7 protein-coding genes are annotated in these 7,598 nt (G+C 67.8%); 1 reads left to right on the top strand and 6 read right to left on the bottom strand.

From position 1 onward, the window contains the following. Nucleotides 1–63: 63 nt before the first annotated feature. A complete protein-coding gene (locus GNZ21_RS02915; protein WP_157321182.1) occupies nt 64–531 on the bottom strand; it encodes a hypothetical protein in 468 nt (155 codons plus the stop codon). Nucleotides 532–692: 161 nt separating this feature from the next. Here GNZ21_RS02915 and GNZ21_RS02910 point away from each other — a divergent pair, with 161 nt between their 5' ends. Next, nucleotides 693–1,100, top strand: a complete 408-nt coding sequence (locus GNZ21_RS02910) for a hypothetical protein (protein WP_157321180.1) — start codon at nt 693–695, stop codon at nt 1,098–1,100. On the opposite strand, the gene GNZ21_RS02905 is transcribed toward GNZ21_RS02910, so the two are convergent. The 5 genes from GNZ21_RS02905 to GNZ21_RS02885 are packed head-to-tail and all read right to left on the bottom strand — an operon-like array spanning nt 1,088 to nt 7,593. Beyond that, complete coding sequence (locus GNZ21_RS02905) at nt 1,088–1,987, bottom strand: phosphotransferase (protein WP_157321179.1); 900 nt, start codon at nt 1,985–1,987, stop codon at nt 1,088–1,090. The two genes, GNZ21_RS02910 and GNZ21_RS02905, sit on opposite strands and share 13 nt — an antisense overlap. Then, entirely contained in the window at nt 1,984–3,174 is a 1,191-nt protein-coding gene (locus tag GNZ21_RS02900) for a phosphotransferase (protein ID WP_157321177.1), read from the bottom strand. The genes GNZ21_RS02905 and GNZ21_RS02900 overlap by 4 nt, the downstream gene beginning before the upstream one ends. Then, nucleotides 3,171–5,069, bottom strand: coding sequence for an ABC transporter ATP-binding protein (locus GNZ21_RS02895; RefSeq protein ID WP_157321175.1), 1,899 nt, complete (start codon nt 5,067–5,069; stop codon nt 3,171–3,173). The genes GNZ21_RS02900 and GNZ21_RS02895 overlap by 4 nt, the downstream gene beginning before the upstream one ends. Then, complete coding sequence (locus GNZ21_RS02890; protein ID WP_157321174.1) at nt 5,069–6,280, bottom strand: glycosyltransferase family 4 protein; 1,212 nt, start codon at nt 6,278–6,280, stop codon at nt 5,069–5,071. Before GNZ21_RS02890 ends, GNZ21_RS02895 begins: the two co-directional genes overlap by 1 nt. Continuing rightward, a complete protein-coding gene (locus GNZ21_RS02885) occupies nt 6,277–7,593 on the bottom strand; it encodes a glycosyltransferase family 4 protein (protein ID WP_157321172.1) in 1,317 nt (438 codons plus the stop codon). Before GNZ21_RS02885 ends, GNZ21_RS02890 begins: the two co-directional genes overlap by 4 nt. Nucleotides 7,594–7,598 lie beyond the last annotated feature (5 nt).

Below are 7,598 nucleotides of genomic sequence, written 5' to 3'. Positions count from 1 at the left end.
GAAGGCCGGTGCCGCTGCAACCGGCCGAGAGGTGTGCGGGGTTCCCCCGCCACCGGGACCAGCTCAGGAACTAGGGGCGCTGGGCGCGCTCCAGCTCTCGGCTGAGGCCGGGGACCAGGAGCTCGGTGAGCTCCAGGACTGTGGGGGAGCCGGATTCACCTGTTGCGGCGGAGGCGCTTGGGTAGTCTGCGGAGGTGGCGGAGGCGCCTGGGTAGTCTGCGGGGGCGGCGGCGGAGCCTGCTGAGTGTTCTGCGGTGTGGGGCTGGAGGTGGGGCTCTCTGGGGAGGGGGACGGCGTCGAACTGGGGCTGGGCGAGCTGCTCGGTGAGGCCGTGCTGCTTGGTGAGGCCGTGCTGGTCGGTGAGGGCGATGAGCTGGGGGAGTCGGTGGGCGCCTGTGTGGTGGTGACCTCTACGGCGGGCCCGAAGTCCTGGTCGTTGTCCTGGCCCAGGGTGGAAGCTATGGCGGTGCCGCCGCCGAGGGCAACGATGCTCAGAGCTCCGGTGATGACCCAGGTGGTCTGTCGGCTCATGGTCTTTTCAGTACTCCTTGGACGTTTCTGCTGTGATCTTACGTGTTTACTCTGGCCGCCTATTGTGAGAGGAGCAGGAAACCGGCATGAGAGCTCTCTCATCTTCCGGCGGTTCTGGCGCCGATTCCCGCAGTATGGGCGCGGATGGTTGAATAGGTCTCATGTCTGAGACTGCCTCCTCTGCCCGGCCGCCCCGGCCGGTGCCGGTGTGGGTCATCTACGTGGTGATGTTCCTGCAGGGTGCGGCTGTCATCTTCGGCACCCTGGCCTCGGTCTTCACCGAGGATGCTCAGGTGCTCGATACCGCAGGCACTGTTGCGCTGAGCATACTGTTCCTGCTCTCCGGTGTGATTCTGGTGCTGCTGGGCTTCCAGATCTTTCAGGGCTCACCGGCCGCGCGTACCCCCGCGATGGTGCTTCAGCTGCTGCTGGTGGTGCTCTCCTTCAGCTTCTTCTCCGGCGGGGCGGTGGGAACTGGGCTGATATTCCTGCTGCCGGCCGCCCTGGCCCTGGTCCTGCTCTTCATCAAGCCCACACAGGAGTGGCTGGAAGCGACTCAGACCAGCTGAGTCAGCTCCTCGGCTACGGTGCTGTGCTGGGGCCGCAGCGCATAGACCATGCTGAGCCGCAGCAGGGCAGCCCGTTCATAGACCGCCACGGACTCTCGGGGCACCGAGGTCTCCTCGGCGCAGTGGTCGAGGCAGAACTGCACGGTCTCAGCCTCGGCAGGTGACCAGAGTCCCTGCAGCCGGCGCAGTAGCGCATGGGCCCTGAGGTTGCCCAGATCCAGTGCCGGATCAGCTGCGCAGGCGGTGTCAACATCTAGAAGCCCGGGACCGGCCGCTGCGGACCAGAGCAGCTGCTTGTCATGCAGATCGCGGTGGGTGGGACTCATCCGGGGGGTGCTGATCTGCTCTAGCTGGCTGGCGAGCTTGGTGAGCTGCTGCTGCGTGCGCGCAGCCTGTGGCAGCTGCTCCGCGCTGCGCTGGAACCACTGCCGCAGTACCCGGACCTCCGCCTCGGCTGAGTGCACCAGCGGTGCCGGCTGGTCCTGAGGCCGGCCGGTCCGGATGACCTGCGCCAGGGAGGCGGCCACTTGAGTCCAGGCCTGCACCCACTGATCCTGGGAGAGCTGTTCAGGGCTGTGCAGGCTGAGACCTGTCAGCTCTGCGAAGGTCACCGTGGAATCGGTGCTCTGGAGCACCTCCGGGGTGCGGAAGGGGCCGTTGAAGGGTTCCGCCCGGCGGATGCCATCGAGGATCTTGGCTGCCTTGCCGGGTCTGACCACTTTGATGAACTGGGTGCCGCTGCCGGTCTGCATCCGCACCACGGCGCGCCTGCCCCGTTTATGGGAGACCAGTTCAGCGCCGATGCTCATCAGTTCATCGAGGGCCGGCAGGGCGGGGTCTGCGATCAGAGTGGTCATCGGTTCTGTGTTCATCGGTTCAATGCTCATCGGTTCAGTGCCTCCTCGGCCAGGTTCAGTGCGTGGACCGTCTGCCGGGGCCAATCCGACTCCCGGTGCCGGAAGAAGTCGGTGGCCCGGGACAGATGGGCGTAGGCCTCCCAGGCGTCCAGATCGGCGGGTTCCAGCGGTGCCCCGGTGGCGTATCCGGCCAGGAACGCGTCAATGAGTTCCGGTGTGCCGCTATGCCGGCAGGTGGCCACCCAGGAGCCGATATCGCGCATCGGGTGGCCGCAGCCGGCCCGGTCCAGGTCGATGATCCGGACCTTATGGCTGGCTGCTGCGGCCAGGATCACCTGGTCGGGGGAAAGGTCACCGTGGATCTCAGCAGCTGTGGAGCTCAGAGTGGGCCTGAGTTGGCTGCTGCAGCGCAGTGCCAGCTGGTCGGCGCGGGCGGCCAACCAGGGAGCGATCCTGCCCAGGGCTGCGGCGGCCTCGGCCGGATCGGCATGAGGCCGGTCTCCGCAGGATTCGTGCCGCGGTGCGCGGTGCAGCTGGGCCACCGCCTCCCCGGCGCGCTGGGCGGCCGGTTCATAGGGGTACTCGGTGAGGTCGCCTACGCCCCACAACGGGGCGATGGTCGCTGAGTGCCGGCGCCCCAGGGGGGAGACATTGGTTACCGGGAGCCCCAGGCTGCGCCAGCGAAGGGCGGTGGCCAGCAGCTGGTCTGCACCCCCGGCAGCCACCCGCACTACTTTGGGGCTGTGCCCGGCATCGACCACGGCCACCAGGCGGCGCCGGGGGTTGTAGCGCAGGATCTGCCACTGCACCGGGCGGCCCTCAGCCTCGTCAAGGCTGCTGCGGGCATCGTGCAGCTCTTTGGCCAGCGCCGGATCTGACCAGATGCTGCCGCTGTAGAGGTAGCCCCGGGCGGGGTCGCGCTGGTGGACCTGGAGCTGTTGGCCGAAGTCCGCTGCCCGCTGCCGGGCCTTGCCGAATTTATCCTGGTCGGAGGTCAGCATGGTCCAACCATGCGCACCGTCCTCACCGGCGTGGGCCACCACCACGGAGTGCCCTGGCTTGATCCGGGCGTGGGTGACCTGCACGCTGCGCTGCAGCAGCTCGGAGAGCAGCGCAGCATGGATCAGTTCCTCAGCGCGGTCCAGCTCCACGGCGGAGGCTGCGGCCGCGTCCGCCTGGGCGGGGGTGGGTATGAACGGCTCGGCGGCAGATCTCATGCATTCACCTCACGGGGCAGACGGCGATCGGGGATCAGGAGGTCATGGGCGGTGGGAAGCCCAGTGTGCTGCCCACGCTCGGCGGCCGAGGCCATGCTGCGGCGCTGGCTCTGCGCCCACTGTGCGAGTTTCGACTCCGAGTCGGCCAGCAGTTCCTGGGGAGCTCCGTCCTCCAGGATGGCGCCGCCCTGCAGCCACAGCACCCGGTCCAGCCCTTGGATCATGGAGAGATCGTGGGTGATGGCGATAGTGGTGCGCCCGGCGGTGAGCTCCCGGATGGATTCCTCCACCTTCGCCCGGGAGGCCGGGTCCAGCCCGGAGGTGGGTTCATCCAGCAGCACGATGGGAGCGTTGCGGACCAGGGCCCGGGCGATTGCGATCCGCTGCCGCTGGCCGCCGGAGAGGGTATCGCCGCGGTTGCCCAGCACCGTCTCATAGCCCTCGGGGAGCTTCGTGATGAAGTCATGGGCGCCGGCCCGCCGGGCGGCGCTGACCACCTCATCATCGGTGGCTTCCTGGCGGCCGTAGCGGATGTTCTCTGCGATGCTGGTGGAGAACAGCACCGATTCCTGCAGCAGCACCGCTATATTGCCGCGCAGCTCAGCCTTGGCCACGCTGCGGGTGGAGTAGCCGTCCACCAGCACCGATCCGGAGTCGGGATCGGCCAGCCGCAGCAGGTATCCGGTAAGAGTGGACTTGCCGGCCCCTGAGGGGCCCAGCAGGCCCACCCGCTGGCCGGCGGGGATGCGCAGGCTGAGGTTCTCGAACAGCGGCACACCTCGGCCGTCGGCAGCACTGATCTCCCAGAAGCACAGTTCACCGGTAACCCGGCGCATCGGCATCGGGTCCTTGGGGTCAGTGACCTCCACCGGTTCATCGAGCAGATCCGCGATGCGCTCACCGGAGGCGGTGGCCCGGGCGATCCGCCCGGTGTACTTGGCCATATCCCGCAGCGGCTTCATCGCGATCTTCAGGTACATCAGAAACAGGACCATATCCCCGGGGGTCATCACTCCGGCCAGCACCTGCCAACCGCCGAAGCCCAGCACCACTGCGGTGGCGATGCCCACAAAGAAGTCGGTGGAACGCTCCAGCTTGGCGGCCAGCTTGCGGGCCTTGATCCCGGCCCTCAGAGCCTTCTCGTTCCCGGCGGCGAACCCGGAGGCCACAGTGTCCTCCAGCCCGTAGGCCTGGACCACCCGGATTGCCGCCAGCGCCTCGGCAGCGTCACCCACCAGCTGCCCCTCGCCCTTACGGGTGGCTCGCGATGCGGTGGTGATCTTGGGGCTCAGCACCCGTGAGGCCAGCAGATAGCCGCCGGCAGTAGCGGTGACCACCAGGGCCAGCACCGGGTTGAGCACAATAACCACCACGAACAGGGCGATCAGGGTGAGCAGGTTGCCGATCATCGGCAGCCCGGCGGTCACGGCCACCTCCTGCAGCCGGCCCATATCGCCTACCAGGCGCTGGGAGGTGTCACCGATACTGGCCTTCGAGTGGTAGCGCAGCGACAGTGACTGAATATGCTCGAACACTTTGGTGCGCAGCCTGGCGGCCACCTTCACTCCGGTTTTGGCGAATGCGATGGTGGAGCCGTAGTTGCAGATGGCGCGGCCGGCCACGATTCCGGCCAGGGCCACTGACCAGAAGACGATCACCCCGGCCACGTTATCGGCCCCGTCGGCAGTGCTCTCAAGCTCCGCGCCCAGGGCGTCGGTGACCGCATCCACGGCGAACTTCACCGGCCAGGGCTCCAGGATCCGGAACAGGACATCGCCGATCAGGGCCAGCATGCCCAGGCCCACCAGCAGCTTATGCCGCTTGACGAAAGGCCAGACCATCCGCAGGGTGCGCAGCAGCGCCTGCCGGTTCAGTGAGGGTGACTTCTTGCCCATCAGCCCAGCACCTCCGCGGCAGGGACTGGGGCCGGCAGCCCGGCACCTACGGCCTTCAGCACCGCTGCGGCCCGGGCTCCCCAGCTGTGGTGCCGCTGCGCCTCGGCGCGGGCTGCCGCACCCATCCGGCGGCTCAGCTGCCGGTCTGTGACCAGCCGGCCCAGAGCCTCAGCCAGGGCCGCGGGATCTGATCCGGGGACCAGCAGACCGGTCACGCCGTGCTCGATGACCTCGGGGATCTCCCCAGTGGCAGAGGCGACCACCGGCAGTCCGGCGGCCAGGTACTCGTAGATCTTCAGCGGGGAGAAGTAGTTCTCGCTCTGCTGTTCAGCGGCAGGGTAGGGTGCCACACCTGCATCCCAGCGGCTGAGGTGGGCGGGGACATGCTCAGGCGCCACCGCCCCGTGGAAGACCACCTGGTCGGCGATGCCCAGCCGCCCGGCCAGGCCTTCCAGCTCTGCCCGCTGGGGACCGTCGCCCAGGATCTCCACCCGGATTCCGGCCAGCGCCGGGCTGGAGGCCACGGCCTGCAGCAGGTACTCAGTGCCGTGCCAGGGCTTGAGCGTACCCAGGAAGCCTACGGTGAACTGGCTGGGGGGCGTCGTCGTAGGCTGCCGCCTGAAACGTTCCACATTGACCCCGTTGCGGGTCACGATAATGCGCGGGTCAGTACCGGCGGCGATGCACCTGGCCCAGCCGGCCACCGGGGTGGAGACGCAGCTGAGCACATCGGCTGCAGTGAAGGTCCTGACAGTGGCCTCCATGGCGCCCTGGGCGTCGTGCAGCCTGCGGTGGGCAGACTGCTCAGCCAGCAGCGGGGAGTTGACCTCCACCACCAGGGGGGCGCCGGTCCGGTCGCTGAGTGCAGCCCCGCCGGTGGAGAACAGCGAGTAGCGTTCGTAGACCAGGCCGTAGGAGCCTTCAGCAGCCAGCTCGGCCATCCGCCGGGAGGCCCGGGCCGTGGCCCGCTCGCGGGCGGCTGCACCTTTGGCCCCGGCCACCGGGACTACGAACACCGGCAGGTCCTTGAGGTCCTCGGGCACGTACTCCGTGCCGGGTTCACCGTATTTGTTGCCGCGTTTGGTGGCGAAGACCGTCACTTCATGCCCCTGAGCCCGGAAGGCTCGGATCATCTCCTGGGCATGGACGCTGGCGCCCTTGGTGCCAAAGATGCCGATGCCCGGATCGGCCAGAATATAGGCGATTCTCATCGCAGCACCCCCGCTGAGCTCCGGGCTGGGATGAATCCCTCGCTCGCCTCGGAGGACACCGCCTCTCTGCCGGGCCTCTCGCTGCCCCATTGGGGGGTATCCGTCTGCTGCGGCGCAGTGACCAGTGCCCGCAGATGAGCGGCCTGTCGGTTGCTGTCGAACTGCTCCTCCACCAGAGCGCGGGCGGCATCAGTGATCGCGGTGTGATCCCCCGGCTGCACCGCCTGTGCCAGAGCATCGCTGAAGGCAGTGAGATCCCCGGTGGGCACCAACCAACCCGTCTCACCGTTGCGCACCACCTCACCCACGGCGGTCACCTCCGCAGCAACGCAGCGGATGCCGCGGGCCATCGCCTCCAGAAGCACTGTGGGCAGACCATCGGCATTGCCGTCGGAGCCCACCACGAATGGTGCGGCAAAGACATCGTGGCTGCCCAGCAGCTCATTGACCTCCGCCTGGGTGCGCGGTCCCAGCAGATGCACCTGGTCCTGCAGCTCGAGGGCGGCGATCTGGGCCTCCAGCTCAGCGGCCAACGGCCCGTCGCCTGCGATATCAGCCTGAACCGGGAGTCCGCGCTCTCGCAGCTGGGCCACTGCCTGAACCAGCAGACCGAACCCTTTCTTCTCCACCAGCCGGCCCACGGCCAGGATTCGGGGCACGCGGCGGCTGATGGTGCGCGGCTGATAGGGGAATCGCTCAAGGTTCAGTCCGTTGCGCACCAGGTGGAGATTCTGGCTGGCAGCGGGGAACCGGCGGCGCAGATCCTCCAGGTTGTACCTGCTGATGGTCACTGCGTGGTGGGCCTGAGCCAGCTTTCGCTCCAGCTCTGCCTGGTCCACATCCTCGTGGAAGATGTCCTTGGCGTGGGCGGTGAAGGAGTACGGCAGTCCGGCGATGGAACCGGCGAATCGCGCCACCGTTGTGGCCACCGAGGCGAAATGGGCGTGCAGATGGGTGACCCCGTGGTTCCGGGCCTCCTGGGCCAGCAGCACCGCTTGGAAGGCATCCTCCGCCTCGGCCCGAATCAGCTCCGGCAGCAGGCGTTGGATCCCCGCGCCCAGGTCAGGGACGGCTGCTGCCTCGCCTAGGCGCTGCCACATTTTGCTGGCGTTGGAGGTGCGCGGGATCTGGACCACCGGGGCCTTGACCTTGGCCAGCTCCGCGTGGAACCGGGCATCAGTGGGGGTGCGCAGGCTGAAGATCACGATCCGCTCCCCGGCGGCTTCGCGGGCCAGGATCTCGGACACGATGAAGGTCTCAGAGAACCGGGGGTACATCTTCAGCACATAACCGATCACGGGGGCGGAGGACATGGGTA

Source organism: Nesterenkonia alkaliphila, assembly GCF_009758175.1.
In the GTDB taxonomy this organism is placed as follows: domain Bacteria; phylum Actinomycetota; class Actinomycetes; order Actinomycetales; family Micrococcaceae; genus Nesterenkonia; species Nesterenkonia alkaliphila.
This window is presented reverse-complemented; position numbering and strand designations above follow the sequence as displayed.